The sequence below is a fragment of the Arthrobacter sp. HLT1-20 genome, from assembly GCF_054510895.1.
Genome location: NZ_JBTNDR010000015.1, coordinates 1 through 14,252 on the forward strand (window position 1 = coordinate 1; position 14,252 = coordinate 14,252).

The 14,252-nt window shown below is 62.5% G+C and carries 15 protein-coding genes and 1 tRNA gene; 12 read left to right on the forward strand and 4 right to left on the reverse strand.

Annotation, left to right across the window (positions count from 1 at the left end):
- Positions 1-232: hypothetical protein (locus ACX80Q_RS09810; protein WP_459330347.1), on the reverse strand; the 232-nt coding region annotated here is incomplete at its 3' end.
- Between the two features lie 308 nt (positions 233-540).
- On the opposite strand from ACX80Q_RS09810, the gene ACX80Q_RS09815 reads away from it, so the two are divergent.
- From ACX80Q_RS09815 to ACX80Q_RS09850, 8 genes are all read left to right on the forward strand, one after another.
- Positions 541-960 (forward strand): DUF3052 domain-containing protein, encoded by a 420-nt coding sequence (locus tag ACX80Q_RS09815; protein WP_459330348.1) that lies wholly within the window; start codon positions 541-543, stop codon positions 958-960.
- On the forward strand, positions 960-1,436 hold the full coding sequence (locus ACX80Q_RS09820; protein ID WP_459330349.1) for a peroxiredoxin: 477 nt from the start codon (positions 960-962) through the stop codon (positions 1,434-1,436). The genes ACX80Q_RS09815 and ACX80Q_RS09820 overlap by 1 nt, the downstream gene beginning before the upstream one ends.
- 2 nt (positions 1,437-1,438) lie before the next feature.
- A complete protein-coding gene (locus tag ACX80Q_RS09825) occupies positions 1,439-2,407 on the forward strand; it encodes a Sir2 family NAD-dependent protein deacetylase (protein WP_459330350.1) in 969 nt (322 codons plus the stop codon).
- A 53-nt stretch (positions 2,408-2,460) separates the two neighbouring features.
- A tRNA-Val gene (locus ACX80Q_RS09830) sits at positions 2,461-2,533 on the forward strand.
- A gap of 83 nt (positions 2,534-2,616) precedes the next feature.
- Positions 2,617-3,552, forward strand: coding sequence for an exonuclease domain-containing protein (locus ACX80Q_RS09835; RefSeq protein ID WP_459330351.1), 936 nt, complete (start codon positions 2,617-2,619; stop codon positions 3,550-3,552).
- Between the two features lie 99 nt (positions 3,553-3,651).
- The gene (locus tag ACX80Q_RS09840; RefSeq protein ID WP_459330352.1) at positions 3,652-3,948 is read left to right on the forward strand and encodes a hypothetical protein; all 297 of its coding nucleotides are present in this window, start codon (positions 3,652-3,654) and stop codon (positions 3,946-3,948) included.
- Between the two features lie 436 nt (positions 3,949-4,384).
- Entirely contained in the window at positions 4,385-5,221 is an 837-nt protein-coding gene (locus ACX80Q_RS09845) for an IclR family transcriptional regulator (RefSeq protein ID WP_459330353.1), read from the forward strand.
- Positions 5,222-5,352: 131 nt separating this feature from the next.
- Positions 5,353-6,711 (forward strand): MFS transporter, encoded by a 1,359-nt coding sequence (locus ACX80Q_RS09850; RefSeq protein ID WP_459330354.1) that lies wholly within the window; start codon positions 5,353-5,355, stop codon positions 6,709-6,711.
- Positions 6,712-6,910: 199 nt separating this feature from the next.
- Here ACX80Q_RS09850 and ACX80Q_RS09855 read toward each other — a convergent pair whose 3' ends face one another.
- Positions 6,911-7,975, reverse strand: a complete 1,065-nt coding sequence (locus tag ACX80Q_RS09855; protein WP_459330355.1) for a D-2-hydroxyacid dehydrogenase — start codon at positions 7,973-7,975, stop codon at positions 6,911-6,913.
- A gap of 84 nt (positions 7,976-8,059) precedes the next feature.
- Here ACX80Q_RS09855 and ACX80Q_RS09860 point away from each other — a divergent pair, with 84 nt between their 5' ends.
- From ACX80Q_RS09860 to gndA, 4 genes are all read left to right on the forward strand, one after another.
- Positions 8,060-9,070 (forward strand): NAD(P)-dependent oxidoreductase, encoded by a 1,011-nt coding sequence (locus ACX80Q_RS09860; protein WP_459330356.1) that lies wholly within the window; start codon positions 8,060-8,062, stop codon positions 9,068-9,070.
- Positions 9,067-9,837: an SDR family oxidoreductase gene (locus tag ACX80Q_RS09865; RefSeq protein ID WP_459330357.1), complete on the forward strand. Its 771-nt coding sequence runs from the start codon at positions 9,067-9,069 to the stop codon at positions 9,835-9,837. The genes ACX80Q_RS09860 and ACX80Q_RS09865 overlap by 4 nt, the downstream gene beginning before the upstream one ends.
- A gap of 13 nt (positions 9,838-9,850) precedes the next feature.
- Positions 9,851-10,906: an L-idonate 5-dehydrogenase gene (locus tag ACX80Q_RS09870; protein WP_459330358.1), complete on the forward strand. Its 1,056-nt coding sequence runs from the start codon at positions 9,851-9,853 to the stop codon at positions 10,904-10,906.
- A 138-nt stretch (positions 10,907-11,044) separates the two neighbouring features.
- Positions 11,045-12,496 (forward strand): NADP-dependent phosphogluconate dehydrogenase, encoded by a 1,452-nt coding sequence (gndA, locus tag ACX80Q_RS09875; protein ID WP_459330359.1) that lies wholly within the window; start codon positions 11,045-11,047, stop codon positions 12,494-12,496.
- A 74-nt stretch (positions 12,497-12,570) separates the two neighbouring features.
- On the opposite strand, the gene epsC is transcribed toward gndA, so the two are convergent.
- Both epsC and cysK read right to left on the reverse strand, forming a co-directional pair.
- The gene (gene epsC, locus ACX80Q_RS09880; protein WP_459330360.1) at positions 12,571-13,128 is read right to left on the reverse strand and encodes a serine O-acetyltransferase EpsC; all 558 of its coding nucleotides are present in this window, start codon (positions 13,126-13,128) and stop codon (positions 12,571-12,573) included.
- A 145-nt stretch (positions 13,129-13,273) separates the two neighbouring features.
- Positions 13,274-14,209 carry a cysteine synthase A gene (gene cysK, locus ACX80Q_RS09885; RefSeq protein WP_459330361.1) on the reverse strand — a complete coding sequence of 312 codons (936 nt, stop codon included), beginning with the start codon at positions 14,207-14,209 and terminating at the stop codon, positions 13,274-13,276.
- Between the last annotated feature and the right edge of the window lie 43 nt (positions 14,210-14,252).

Sequence of the window (14,252 nt, forward strand, 5' to 3'; positions counted from 1 at the left end):
CCGCCGGAATGGTGTTCACATAATCGGTGGTCGTGACCATAGGCACGCCAACGCTCTGCGCGCCTGCCCGCTGCAGCAGACTACGCATAATGAACTGGGCACGCTCAGTGCCGCGTTCCTGAATCAGCGTATCCAAGGACTCAAGCCATTCGGCAGTCTCTTCCGGATCGCGATCAGGCAGCTGGTTTGTCAACCCGCTAAGGATGTGGGAATTTTCGTCTCCTGCAGCCACGTCCAACCTCTCTTAAAAGCAGTGTGTGGCGCCCATGGCTGTGGCCGTGGGCGTGTACAAACACTCTAGACCGCCGGTAAGGAATGTGCGTAGCTGCGCCCACTGCATGACCCGCTTTACGGGGCGGGGTGCCGTTCACTCTAGGCCCCAAAAAGGTGTGTTGGTAACGGAAATCACAATTTTGTGAGCTGCCTACCGGCATGTTTGTTGCATAGAGCCGCTAAGTAGAGGCAAGATGGGCGCAGCCCCTAGACTGGGGGTACTGACCAACAAACCAGCGCGAAAGCGTTGAACGCAGGAGGAATCACGTGAGCGAGGCCGACGCCGGCACTGTAGCCAAGGTGGCAGGCATTTTGGGGTTCAAGGATGGGGATCTCATCCAAGAACTCGGATATGACGACGACGTTGATTTTTTGCTTCGGGACAACATTGAGGACCTCATCGGTTCGGAAATGTTTGACGAAGAGGACCACGACGTAGTTGACGCCATCATCTTCTGGTGGCGCAAGGATGACGGGGACTTGGTAGATGCCCTGGTGGATTCATTGACATCCCTGGACGAGGGCGGGATCGTGTGGATTCTGACGCCCAAGTCAGGCCGTGACGGCTATGTGCCGCCGGCAGAGATCCTTGAAGCGGCACCCACCGCAGGACTTCATGTCACCACCACAGAGGGTGTTTCAGCGGATTGGGCTGCGACGCGACTGGTTCCACGCAAGCGCCAATAATGCACGACGGCGGCACGCGCCCAGGGTTGCAAGCAGGGGACATTGCCCCGGACTTTTCCTTGCCAAATCAGTTTGGTGAGCCAATTTCGCTCGCTGGGTTGCGTGGCGCCCCCGTGGTAATCGTGTTCTATCCCTTTGCCTTCTCAAGCATTTGCACCGGCGAGCTGGCCGAGCTGCGGGACAATTTGGCCGGCTTTGCGGCGGCCGGTGTGCGGCTCCTGGGCATCTCCGTGGACACCAAATACACCTTGCGGGCCTACGCCAAGGCCGAAGGCTACACCTTTGACCTGTTGGCCGATTTTTGGCCCCATGGTGAGGTTGCCAATGCCTACGGAGTCTTTGACCCCATCCGTGGCATGTCCGGACGCGCCACCTTTCTTATGGGCGCTGATGGACTCATTGCTGATGCGTTCAGCACGCCCATCGGCCAGGCCCGCTCCCTTGAGCGGTATTGGCAGGCCCTGGAACGGCTATAGCCATGGATCCCGTGCGCCCCGGCATTGGCCTGACGGCCCTCGTGACCGCAGGTTTGCCGCCGTCGAACCTTCCCAACCCTGAGCAGCCCCTCACTCTGGCGGTCACAGCACAATTGGAGCAGGCGGTGCAGCTGTGGCGCGGCCAAAAATTTGTGCTGCTCACCGGCGCCGGATTAAGCACTGATTCAGGCATCCCGGACTACCGGGGGCCTACATCGGTGCCCCGAAACCCGCTGACGTACCAAGAATTTGTGGGCGATGCCCTGCTGCGCCAACGCTACTGGGCCCGCAATCACATGGGTTGGCAGTTCATGCGCCAGGCCGCCCCCAACGCCGGCCACGTCGCGGCAACCGTGCTGGAAGGCTATGGGCTGTTGAGCGGAATCATCACCCAGAACGTTGACAGGCTCCATGAAGAAGCCGGCGCCATCAACGTGGTTGACCTTCACGGCCGGTTTGACCGGGTGGCGTGCCTGCAATGCGGGACAACGTTCAGCCGCATCTTTGTGGCCACGCTGCTCAGTGACGCCAACCCCGAGTTCCTCGAGGCGGTGGCCCACGCCGGGGGAGCTGCGGCCGGCCCCGACGCCGATTCCGATCTGGACCATGAGGTGCTGATCGCTTCCTTCAATGTTCCGGCCTGCCCCGTGTGCCACGGCATGCTCAAGCCCGACTTTGTGTTCTTCGGTGAGAATGTCCCCAAGGACCGTGTGGAGCGTTCCTTTGCCATGGTGGAGGAGGCTGCGGGGATAGTGGTGGCGGGTTCGTCGCTGACCGTGATGAGCGGGCTTCGATTTGTGAAGAAGGCGGCCAAGGAAGGTAAACACGTCATCATTATCAACAGGGGTGCCACGCGCGGTGATGAGCTGGCAAATATGAAGATCGATGCCGGGGTCAGCGAGTCCATGACCCATATCACACACGCGTTGAGGCCTCGATTGGCGCAAGCACCAAAACATCGTGTACAGTAGTTTCTCGTTGGTCAGGCCAACAAGCGCATAGCGAGGAAGCCTGAGTAATGAATGGGTCTTTAGCTCAGCTGGTAGAGCGCCACGTTTACACCGTGGATGTCATCGGTTCGATCCCGGTAGGACCCACAGTAAAAGAACCCCGCGGTTCAAGGCGAACAGTCTTGAAACCGCGGGGTTCTTTGCATGTCCGGCCGCCTGGAGGGTGGCTGATGGTTCACATCTTGAGGGGGAAAAAGATGCACGGTATTTCCTTTACCGCAATCGACTTTGAAACAGTCAACAACTACCGCGCCTCTGCGTGCGCCGTCGGGCTGACAAAGGTTCGGGCCGGAAGGGTGACCGAGCAGGTCTCCTGGCTCATGAAGCCGCTGCCCGGCTATGAAGAGTTCCATCCGGTCAATGTTGGCATCCACGGCATCACCGCCGCGCAGGTGCGCAACATGCCCAGCTGGCATGGCATCTACGGCCCCATGATGGATTTCATTGCCGGCGATGCCCTGGTGGGTCACAATGTCAGCTTTGAAAAGTCGGTCATTTCCAAGGCCAACGAAGCGTGCGGGCTGCCAGCCCCCACTGTGGACTTTCACTGCACCCTGGCCTTGGCAAAAAAGCATCTGGAGCTGGCGCACTACACACTCTCCGATGTGGTGGGTGCCCTGGAACTGCCGGCCTTCAACCACCACGACGCCGGCGACGACGCACGTGCCAGCGCCCTGATTGCCGTTGAACTGGCCAGGCGAAATGGCGTTGCAACGCTGGGGGAGCTGTGGCCGGCACCCGGGGCCAGAATGGTCGCCAAGCAGCCCAGCTACGTCTCTGCCGGCTACACGCGCAGGCTGGCTGAGTTGCCGCCTGCCAATGAGCTGGCGAACCCCTATGGCCCGCTTTTTGGTCAGACAATAGTCTTCAGCGGTGATCTGGATGCCATGCCCAGGGACCAGGCGCAGGACGCTGCGGCCGCCAAGGGCGCCACCATAGCCAACAGCACCACCAAAAAGGTCACCATGGTGGTGTGTGCCGACCCGGGCAGCGCCGGCCGCCCGCCCAGTGCCAAGGTCAAGCGCGCCTACGAACTTGCCGCGGCCGGACAAGACATTCAGGTGCTCAACGAACAGCAGTTCCTGCGGCTCATGGCCTTCAAATAGGGAACTCCTCCACTGCTGGGACCTTCGCCGCAGGCTCTCAAGCCTTGTTCGGCTCGTGCGTTGCCGCGATTGTCAGAGCCTGCCCGTAGCGTACAGGGCATGAAGTCTCCACTGGAACATATTGAGGTGCGCACATCCCCTGCCGGTGTGCCGGTGGCCGTACAGCGCAATGGCCGTGAGTGGGTGGTTGGTGCCGAACCGGTGCGCTGGTTTGAGCGGATCCAGTGGTGGCAACATGCGCTCCGCATGCCAAAGGGGCAGGGCCGGGTGGATGTCCAGGTCTGGCAGGTGCAGGCACGTCTGGGGCGCAATCCCCGCAGCGAGCTCGTCACCATGGAGCTGGAATGCGACTCTTTTGGCGATGCGTGGCGGGTTCGTGCCGCGCAAGATGCCTAACCGGTGATACCCGTTGGGGTGGCCGCTTAAAGTGAAAGGTTCCCCGCCACAGCTATTGGGGGACGCTGTGGTGGGGAACCAGTACTAAAAATATAACCGTTCAAACCGCAGGATGCAAACTGACACGCCAAATTTCCTGATTGTCCTTATGGACAGGGGCGTACTGTCCAAACGGATAGTCATATTGATGCGGCGCAGGCCCGGAGCGGGTTCTCAAAAACGGGCACTTAACGTGGAGGACCCTCCACTGTGGCTATTGGGGGACGCCACAGTGGAAGGTCTGAAAAAAATATACAGCGCTCGCCCGAAAAACACAATACCGGACGTTCTACCTCTTGAATCGGACAGTATGCTGGAAGTTGTTCACTGCAATGTCCATGGTTTGTGGTGCAATGCCGGGCCCATGGGCCACCGCCTTCAGCGTCGAGGAAGTTACATGAGTGAAGTTCAGGCCAAGCCCCAGGGTGCCGCCACCCTGCCGGGGGTCGTGGCGGGGAAAAGTCAGGATTCCCGAGGCAATGCAACCCCAGCACCGGCTGTCACCCGGGCCGCGGCCGTGCTTGACGCCCTGGCTGAATCCGGCACGGGTCGCCTGACCCTCAGTGACCTGGCTCGGGAACTGGGCATCCCCAAGTCCTCCACCTCAAATCTGTTGCAGGCGCTTGAGGACGCCGAACTTATCACCCGAATGGGCTCCGACTACTCCCTGGGTGTGAAGTTGGTGGAACTGGGTGCGGCCTATTTGAGCCGCCGGGACGAGGTTCGGGAGTTCTACCGCTTCTGCGAGCAGGCTCCCCTTCTTAAGGGCGAGACGGTGCGCATTGCCATGCTTGACGGTGACAATGTCATTTATCTGGCGCGCTACGAAGGGCACCCTGCCGTGCGGTTGACGTCCAACATTGGCGACAAGATGCCTGTCACGCTGTGCGCCGTCGGCAAGGCGTTGGTGGCTAAACTGCACGACCATGACCTGGACGAACTTTTCCCCGACGATGCGGCGCTGCCGGTCATGACGGCCCGGTCGCTGAAGACTGGGCGGGAATTGAAGGCGCAAATCGCGGACATTCGCGCGCAGGGCTTTGCCTTTGAGGACGAGGAGTCCACCCTGGGTGTCGTGAGCCTGGGTGTGGCCGTTCCAACGCGAGGCGCCCATGGTCCCAGCCTGGGTGTTTCCGTGACGGCCTTGAAGGCAACATTCTCCGCTGGGCAGCGTGAAGCAATGGTGCGGGAGTTGAAGGATCTGACAAAAATGCTGGGCAATCCTATGGGCTAGTGACGCAGGAAACATTTTCCCTTGGCGAAGTGTTCACTATGATGTACGCTGTTCAACATAGTGATCGACCTCATAGGTCGTTGTCGCCTGCCTGGACCAATGGTGGTTCGGGAAGTTTCAAGGGAGAACCAGTGACTACACAGCCATTACGCCCCAGCCGTCCCAGCGTCCCGCAGGTGGATGAGCGGGTTGACCCGGACCAGCTTCGCCGGGCCACCCTGGCCAGCTCCGTCGGCTCGGCGCTCGAATACTATGACTTTTACATCTACGGCCTCGCCACCGCGCTGATCTTCGGGCCGTTGTTCTTTGCCCCACTCGGCACGGCCGGGGCCTTGATCGCCTCCTTTGCCACCTATGGTGTTGGTTTCGCGGCCCGGCCATTCGGCGGCCTCGTCTTCGGCTACATTGGCGACCGTTTTGGCCGCAAGCAGGTGCTGCTTTTGACCATCGGGCTCATGGGAACCGCGTCGTTCGCCATTGGCTTGCTGCCCACCTACACGCAGGCCGGCATGCTGGGGGCCATCCTCCTGGTGATCCTGCGCATCCTGCAGGGACTGGGTGCCGGGGCCGAACAGGCCGGGGCCACCACGCTCATTTCCGAGGTAGCCCCGCGCAAGCGCCGTGGCTTTTTCGCGGCACTGCCGTTCGTGGGCATCCAGGTGGGCACCCTGCTCGGGGCGGGCACCTTTGCGCTCCTTGGCCTGGCCGACCCCGAAATCCTCACCGGATGGCTGTGGCGGGTGCCCTTCCTGGCCAGCATTCTCCTGATTGGCGTGGCCGTCTACATCCGCCTCCGGCTCAAGGAAACCCCCGTATTCCAGGAACTGGAAAAGCACAAAAACGTCACCAAGAACCCGCTGGGCACCCTGTGGCGCACCTCCAAGAAGAATGTCCTGATCGGCATCGGCCTGCGCATGGGCGAAAACGGCAACTCCAGCATCTACTCAACATTGTTGGTGGCGTTCTTGGCTGTTGAGGGCGGTGTCTTCCACGGCGACAAGTTCATTGGCCCCGCCGGCCTGCTGATAGCCGCCGGATTCTCGGCCATCATGGTGGTCACCTTCGGTGCCTTGTCCGACAAGGTGGGCCGCGTCCCCGTCTACCGCTATGGATCGTTGTTCCAGCTGCTCCTGGCAGTACCGGCGTTCTACCTGGTCTCGCTGGGCAACGTCACGCTCGTGTGGGTCGTCATGAGCGTCGGCATCGCGCTGGGCGTGCAGTCCATGCTGGGCCCGCAGTGTGCGCTGCTCCCGGAATTGTTTGGCTCCACCCACCGTTTCACCGGCGTCGCCATGAGCCGGGAAATCTCGGCCGTGTTCGCCGGAGGCCTCGCCCCGATCGTCGGCGTGTCACTGCTGGCGGTCACCAACTACTCCTGGGTGGTGCTGGCCGTGTACTCCGCCATACTGGCTGCCATTTCCTTCATCACCACCTTCTTCACACCGGAAACCGTGGGCCGCGACCTCAACCTGGTTCAGGACGCCGCGTAACCGCAAGCCGGACCACGGCGGCGTCCGCTTCGGCGGGCGCCGTTTGGCGTTTAGCCATCCCGATCATGCCCGACGCCGGGAGCCGTCCTTGCGCTGGACCGCACCTGGCGCTGGGACCTGGCCGGCCGCCGTCGTGCAACACCTGGGGGCGGGCACGCAAAAGGGAAGCCTCCATCACGGAAGCTTCCTTTTTTGGGTTCTAGTAGAAGTGGACCGGGTCCACGGTGTGCAGCAGGGGTTCGCCGTTCTGGAAACGGCCCAGGTTTTCGATGAACCGTTCGGCGATGAGGCGGTTCTCGGCCGCGCTCAGGGCCGAGGTGTGTGGGGACACCATGACGCGCGGATGGTTCCAGAGCGGACTGCTGGCCGGCAGGGGCTCCACGGCAAAAACGTCAAGGCACGCGTAGGAAACCTGGCCATTGTCCAGTGCCTCCAGCAGCGCATCCTCGTCAACCACAGTGCCGCGGCCAACATTGACCAGCACGGTGCCGGGCTTCATGGCGTTGAAGATTTCGGCGTTGATCAGCTTTTCCGTGAAGGGCGTTCCCGGCAGGGTATTGATCAGCACGTCAGCAGTGGCCACCAGGGCCGGCAGGCCGGCGGTGTCGGTGACGGTCTCGATGCCCTCGAGGGCTTCGACAGTGCGCTTGGTGCCGCTGACCTTCATGCCCAGGGCACGGGCCAGCCGCGCCGTCTCCATCCCGATCTCGCCCAGTCCGGTGATGACCACCGAGGAGCCGCTGGCTAGGCGGGTGGGGGTGCGCAGTGCTGGCCAGTGCTTTGCGGCCTGGTCGGCAGCCAGTTCGGTGGTGCGCTTGAATCCGTTCAGCACCCCCATCATGGCAAACTCGGCCAGCGGCAGGGCATGCACGCCCGCCGAGCTGGTGACAGCAATGCGGGCAAGGTTTTCGGGGGAGAGATTGGCGGCCTTCACTGCGCCGCCGGCGCCGGCCGCCATGGCCTGAATCCACTGGAGTTTTTCGCTGGAGGCAATGGCTGCCAGCCCGGCAGGATTCTCGTTCGGGAATCCGTAGAGCACGTCGGCGCCGTTTAGTAGTTCCCAGTAGCGAGCCTCCTGCTCGGCTGTGCGCGCAAAGGCCGGATCGCCCGCGTGGTCTGCGGGGAACCGTTCGGGCGGGAGCAGTTCCGGCTCGTACAGGACGGTGACGGCTGGGTGGGCGGCCCTGATGGCAGCCACATGCTCCGCTTCAAGCGGGACGGCAATCGCGACGGTGAGATTTTGAATGGTCATGATGTTCATCATACTGAATTGTGGTTAGAATACTGAACATTGTGACAATGGGTCACCAGCAAGCCCCCACCACAAAGTTGTGAGAAAAGGTACGCCATGAAGCAATCCCCACCCGCTAGGCACGCGGCCGTGCACACGGTCGGCTTTGTTGGCCTGGGCCACATGGGCCTGCCCATGGCCGCCAATCTGCTTCGGGCCGGTTGGCCCGTCACTGTTTGGAATCGCTCGGGCGGAGCCGTGGATTCGCTCACTGCACGCGGCGCGTCCTCAGCGGGAAGGCTCGCTGAGCTGCGGGACCATAGCGTCATCATCTTCATGCTGCCGGACCTTGGCTTTATTGAAGACGCCGCGGCGCCCCTGCTGGACGCCTGGCGGGCCATCCCGCCCGCGCAGGGGACCGTCGTCGTCGTGATGAGCAGCGTCTCCCCGCAAGGCGTCCGGCGGTTCGGTGCCGCCGTGGAACAGGCGAGCTCCGGACACGCAACGGTCCTTGATGCTCCCGTCAGCGGCGGCACGGTGGGGGCGGAAAATGGCACACTCGCCATCATGGTCGGCGGTGCCCGTGCCGACTTTGAACATGTCCTGCCGGTCCTGCAGGGCATGGGGACCACTGTGCGTTTGCTGGGCGGCACGGGAGCTGGGTCGCTGGCCAAGGCGTGCAACCAGCTCCTCGTGGGAACCACCACGGCGGCCCTGGCCGAAGCGGCCGAACTGGCCGAGAAGTCGGGCATGGATGTCACAGCCCTGTTTGAGGTGTTGGGCGGCGGCCTGGCGGGAAGCGCCGTCCTGAACATTGTGGGGCCGCGGATTGCTGCTAAGGATTACGCTCCCACCGGGCCAGCCAAATTCATGCACAAGGATCTGGGCTTCGTGCTTGAGGGGGCCGAGGCGGCCGGCACGGCCGTGCCCATGGCCACGGCCGGCCATGCGCTCTACGGAACCCTCAAGGACCAGGGGTTGGGGGACATGGACTTGGCGGTGGTCAGGGAAAGCATCTCCCGCCTGGCCCCGGTGCCTGATTCACCCCGACCCGGTGCGACCTCCCATCTCAACGGTGGCAGGTCGTACGAAAATGACAGTTTTGAACCGAAAAGGATTGACGAATGAGTGGATTGTTTGACTTGACCGGCCGCGTTGCGCTGGTGACAGGATCCAGCCGGGGCATTGGGAACTCCCTGGCCCGCGGGCTGGCCGACGCAGGGGCAACAGTGGTGCTCCACGGACTGAACCCGGAAACGCTGGCGGCAGCTCAAGCGGTCATGGCGGCTGACTACGCCCCAAACCAGATCCGGTCACTGGCATTTGACGTCACCAGCGAGGAGGCCGCCGCCGAGGGGGTTACCTGGATCGAGGAAAACGTTGGGCCGCTGGAAATCCTGGTCAACAATGCCGGTATCCAGCACCGGGTGCCCTTGCTCGATTTGGCGGTGAAGGACTGGAACAGGGTCATCAGCACCGATTTGACCAGCGCATTCCTGGTGGGGCGTGAGGCCGCCCGGGGCATGCTGGCCCGCGGCCATGGAAAGATCATCAACATCTGCTCCGTGCAGACAGACCTGGCCCGCCCCACCATCGCCGCCTACACGGCTGCGAAGGGCGGGCTGCGCAACCTCACCCGGGCCATGACTGCCGAGTGGGCGGCCGGCGGCCTGCAGATCAACGGGATCGCTCCCGGCTACATCCATACGGAGATGACACAGAATCTGGTGGACGATGAAAAGTTCAACGCCTGGATTCTGGGGCGGACACCGGCCAATAGGTGGGGGACCGTGCAGGACCTGGCCGGTCCGGCCGTGTGGCTGGCCTCCGATGCGTCCAATTTTGTCAACGGCCAGACCATCTTCATTGATGGCGGCATGACGGTAGTGGTTTAGGGAGCTGGCAACAATGACGCAACATACAGCACTTCCCGCACAGGCCGCAGCGGTTGTGGCCCACGGCAAGGGAGATCTGCGGATAGAGGACGTTTTGCTCAGCGAACCGGCGCCCGATCAGGCCGTGGTTGAGATTGCCTACGGGGGCATTTGTGGCTCCGATCTGCACTACTGGCTCCACGGTGCTGCGGGGGAGTCAATCCTGCAGGACCCCATGGTGTTGGGGCACGAAGTTGTTGGCGTGGTGGCCCGGGCCGCCGCGGACGGCACGGGGCCTGCCGTGGGAACCCCCGTGGCCGTCCACCCCGCCACGCCGGGGCCGGGAGCGGCCAAGTTCCCCAGGGACAGGCCCAACCTTTCCCCCGGATGCACGTATCTGGGCAGTGCAGCCCGCCATCCCCATACCGACGGGGCGTTCCTGCGCTACGCAAACCTGCCCACCCGCATGTTGCGGACATTGCCTCACAATCTGCCGCTGCGCCGGGCTGCGCTGGTTGAGCCAGCCAGTGTGGCGTGGCATGCCGTGGCCCGTGCCGGCGATGTTCGCGGCAAGTCGGCGCTCGTTGTGGGCTGCGGACCCATCGGTGCACTGGCCATCGCAGTCCTCAAAAGGGCCGGTGCCAGCCACATCACCGCAGTGGACATGCATGCCAAGCCCCTGGAGATCGCGGCTGCCGTGGGGGCGGACGTACTTTTGCGGGCCACCGATGAGGATTCCATTGCTGCTGTTGAGGCAGATGTTGTCATCGAGTCCTCGGGGAACCATTTCGGGTTGGCGTCGGCCATTAAGGGGGCCGTTCGGGGCGGGCGCGTTGTCATGGTTGGGCTTTTACCCTCCGGTCAGCAACCGGTTGCCATATCCTTGGCGATCACTCGCGAGCTGGTGCTAATGGGCTCGTTCCGCTTCAATGACGAGATTGACGAGGCCATCGCGGCACTTGCCGACGGATCATTGCTGGTAGATCCCGTCATCACGCATGAATACGCACTTTCCGACGCCCTGGCGGCGTTTGAGATGGCCAAGAATTCAGCCATGTCCGGCAAAGTTCTGCTGAATTTCGGCGCCTGAGTTGACCCCTTGGCATTCGGTTGCCATCATTGCTTACGTCACATGTCACAGTGCGTATCCAAATCATGGAACCGGCTGGGGAACCGGGGCCATCCCCGATAAGCTGTAGGAAACTGTTCATTTCATCCTGGAGGTACTATGTCTGCACAAATCGGCTCCGCACAGATCGGCGTGACGGGACTGGCCGTCATGGGCGCCAACCTGGCCCGTAACCTGGCCCGCAACGGGTACACCGTTGCCCTGCACAACCGCTCGGTGGAGAAGACGGACGCACTGCTGGCCGCCCACGGCGACGAGGGCAACTTTGTCCGCACCGAGACGTTGGCCGAGCTGGTCGAGTCCCTGGAGAAGCCCCGCCGCGTGCTCATCATGGTCAAGGCCGGTGGCCCCGTTGACTCCGTGATCGATGCACTCGTGCCTCTCATGGAAGAGGGTGACATCATCATTGACGGCGGCAACTCGCACTATCAGGACACCCGCCGTCGTGAGGCTGCCCTTGCCGAGAAGAACCTGCACTTTGTGGGCGTTGGCGTTTCCGGCGGTGAGGAAGGTGCTCTACTGGGCCCGTCCATCATGCCCGGTGGCTCCAAGGAATCCTACGATGCCCTGGGTCCGCTGCTGGAAAAGATTTCCGCCAAGGTTGACGGCCAGCCATGCTGCGCCTGGATCGGCACTGATGGCGCCGGCCACTTCGTCAAGATGGTTCACAACGGCATTGAATATGCCGACATGCAGGTTATCGGAGAGGCCTTCGATCTCCTGCGCAGCGCCGCCGGCATCGAGCCGGCAGAGCAGGCTGAAATCTTCGGCAAGTGGAACGAGGGCCAGCTGGCCTCCTTCCTGATCGAGATCACGGCTGAAGTGTTGGGTCACGTTGACGCCAAGACCGGCAAGCCGCTGGTTGATGTCATTGTTGACTCCGCAGGCCAGAAGGGCACGGGCCGCTGGACGGTTCAGTCCGGCCTGGACCTGGGCTCACCCATCTCCGCCATCGCCGAGTCTGTTTTTGCCCGCGGTCTGTCCTCACAGCGTGACCAGCGTGCCATCGGCCAGGAAGTCCTGGCTGGGCACGAGGTTGCCGTTGAACTGGGCGCCGACTTCGTTGAAGACGTGCGCCAGGCACTCTACGCGTCCAAGCTCATCAGCTACGCGCAGGGCATTGACATGCTGACCAGCGCCGCCAAGGAATACAACTGGGACCTGAAGCTCGATGAGATCGCCTCGCTGTGGCGCGGCGGCTGCATCATCCGTGCCGAGCTCCTCAAGGACATCACCAAGGCCTACGCGGCCGAGGACAAGCCGGCCAACCTGCTGTTCGCCCCGGCGTTCGCAGCCGAAATTGCTGAGGTGCTCCCGGCCTGGCGCCGCGTGGTTTCCACAGCCGTGCAGCTGGGCATTCCGGTTCCCGTGTTCTCCTCCTCCTTGGCTTACTACGACGGCCTGCGCCGGCCGCGCCTGCCCGCCGCACTGACCCAGGGCCTGCGCGACCTCTTCGGCGCACACACCTACAGCCGTGTTGACGCTGAGGGCACCTTCCACACCCAGTGGAGCGGCGACAAGTCCGAGATCAGTGCAGTGGACACTCACTAGCACCCCCGGCCCATCTATGGCGCAGTTGTTGCTAAAAACGCCTCCGTTTTTAGCAACAACTGCGCCATAGTTTCTTAAAGTACGACGGCGGGCGCCATCTCCTTGCTCGCATCGCGGTGCCGCATCTTGGCCGGGATGCCCGTCAGGATGGAATTGGCCGGGGCGTCCTTGACCACCACGGCGTTGGCGCCCACAGCGGAATCGTCGCCAATGTAGATGGGGCCCAGGACCTTGGCCCCGGCACCAATGGTGACCCGGTTGCCGATGGTGGGGTGGCGTTTGGTCTTGGCCAGTGAGCGTCCGCCCAAGGTGACGCCGTGGTAGATCATGACGTCGTCGCCGATTTCGGCTGTCTCGCCAATAACAACGCCCATGCCGTGGTCAATGAAGAACCGTTTGCCGATGGTGGCGCCGGGATGAATCTCAATGCCTGTGGCAAAACGCGTCAGCTGCGAGAGTACCCGGGCGGGGAAACGCAGCCCGGGGTTGGCCCACATTTTGTGCGTCAGCCGGTGCATCCAAATGGCGTGCAGGCCGGAGTAGACAAAAAAATTCTCCATGGAACCACGGGCTGCGGGGTCATGTGACCGGGCGGACTCGAGGTCTTCACGTATTCTGCCGAAAAATCCCACAGACTTCTTTCAGTTGGTCGCCGTCGTGCTGCTTCGGCGGAGCTCGCAATGCAGGTGGACCCACAGACCAGAAGACCCGCATCACCGGCGCAGGAGCGCCAATGATGCGGGAACAATCGGTTCTGCCGGGTCCTTGGTGCGGGGTTTAGCCCCGGATGTCGTCGTAGAGGACGGTGGAGATGTAGCGTTCGCCGAAGTCGGGGACAACAGCAACAATGAGCTTGCCGGCGTTCTCTTCACGCTTGGCCAGCTCCAGTGCGGCCCACACGGCTGCGCCGGCGGAGATGCCGCCCAGAATGCCTTCCTGGTTGCCGAGGGCGCGTGCGGTGGCCACGGAGTCCTCCAAGGTGGCGTCCAGGACCTCGTCGTAGATGTCCTGGTCCAGAACATCCGGGATGAAGTTGGCGCCCAGGCCCTGAATCTTGTGCGGACCGGGTGCGCCGCCGTTGAGGATGGCCGAATCAATCGGCTCCACAGCAACAACCTTCACGTTGGGGTTGCGCTTCTTCAGGAGCTGGCCGGCACCGGTGATGGTGCCGCCGGTGCCCACACCGGCAACCAGGATGTCCACGGCGCCGTCGGTGTCATCCCAGATTTCCTCACCCGTGGTGGCGAAGTGGATGGCCGAGTTGGCGGGATTGGCGAACTGCTGGGCCCAGATGGCGTTCTCAGTGGTGGCCACAATTTCCTTGGCCTTTTCCACGGCGCCGCGCATGCCCTCGGAACCCGGGGTCAGGACAATGTCGGCACCGTAGGCGCGCAGCATGACGCGGCGTTCGGTGGACATGGTCTCCGGCATGGTCAGGATGACCTTGTAGCCGCGGGCTGCGCCCACCATGGCCAGGGCGATGCCCGTGTTGCCTGAGGTGCCTTCCACAATGGTGCCGCCGGGCTGGAGTTCCCCGGAAGCTTCTGCGGCGTCAATGATGGCAACACCGATCCGGTCCTTGACACTGTTGGCCGGGTTGTAGAACTCGAGCTTGACAGCCACAGTGGCGTTCAGGCCCGCCGTCAGGCGGTTCAGGCGAACCAAGGGGGTGCCGCCCACAAGCTGCGTGACGTTGTCGTAAATCCGTGCCATGTAAGGTCCTACTCTCAAGAAGTCGTCACGAGCTTAGCTGGTG

Bases quoted from the DNA above. Each gene is read 5' to 3' on its own strand.
- ACX80Q_RS09820 (WP_459330349.1), top strand. From the start codon at position 960: ATGCACGACGGCGGCACGCGCCCAGGGTTGCAAGCAGGGGACATTGCC.
- ACX80Q_RS09825 (WP_459330350.1), top strand. From the start codon at position 1,439: ATGGATCCCGTGCGCCCCGGCATTGGCCTGACGGCCCTCGTGACCGCA.
- ACX80Q_RS09835 (WP_459330351.1), top strand. From the start codon at position 2,617: ATGGTTCACATCTTGAGGGGGAAAAAGATGCACGGTATTTCCTTTACC.
- ACX80Q_RS09840 (WP_459330352.1), top strand. From the start codon at position 3,652: ATGAAGTCTCCACTGGAACATATTGAGGTGCGCACATCCCCTGCCGGT.
- ACX80Q_RS09845 (WP_459330353.1), top strand. From the start codon at position 4,385: ATGAGTGAAGTTCAGGCCAAGCCCCAGGGTGCCGCCACCCTGCCGGGG.
- ACX80Q_RS09855 (WP_459330355.1), bottom strand. From the start codon at position 7,975: ATGATGAACATCATGACCATTCAAAATCTCACCGTCGCGATTGCCGTC.
- ACX80Q_RS09860 (WP_459330356.1), top strand. From the start codon at position 8,060: ATGAAGCAATCCCCACCCGCTAGGCACGCGGCCGTGCACACGGTCGGC.
- ACX80Q_RS09865 (WP_459330357.1), top strand. From the start codon at position 9,067: ATGAGTGGATTGTTTGACTTGACCGGCCGCGTTGCGCTGGTGACAGGA.
- ACX80Q_RS09870 (WP_459330358.1), top strand. From the start codon at position 9,851: ATGACGCAACATACAGCACTTCCCGCACAGGCCGCAGCGGTTGTGGCC.
- gndA (WP_459330359.1), top strand. From the start codon at position 11,045: ATGTCTGCACAAATCGGCTCCGCACAGATCGGCGTGACGGGACTGGCC.
- cysK (WP_459330361.1), bottom strand. From the start codon at position 14,209: ATGGCACGGATTTACGACAACGTCACGCAGCTTGTGGGCGGCACCCCC.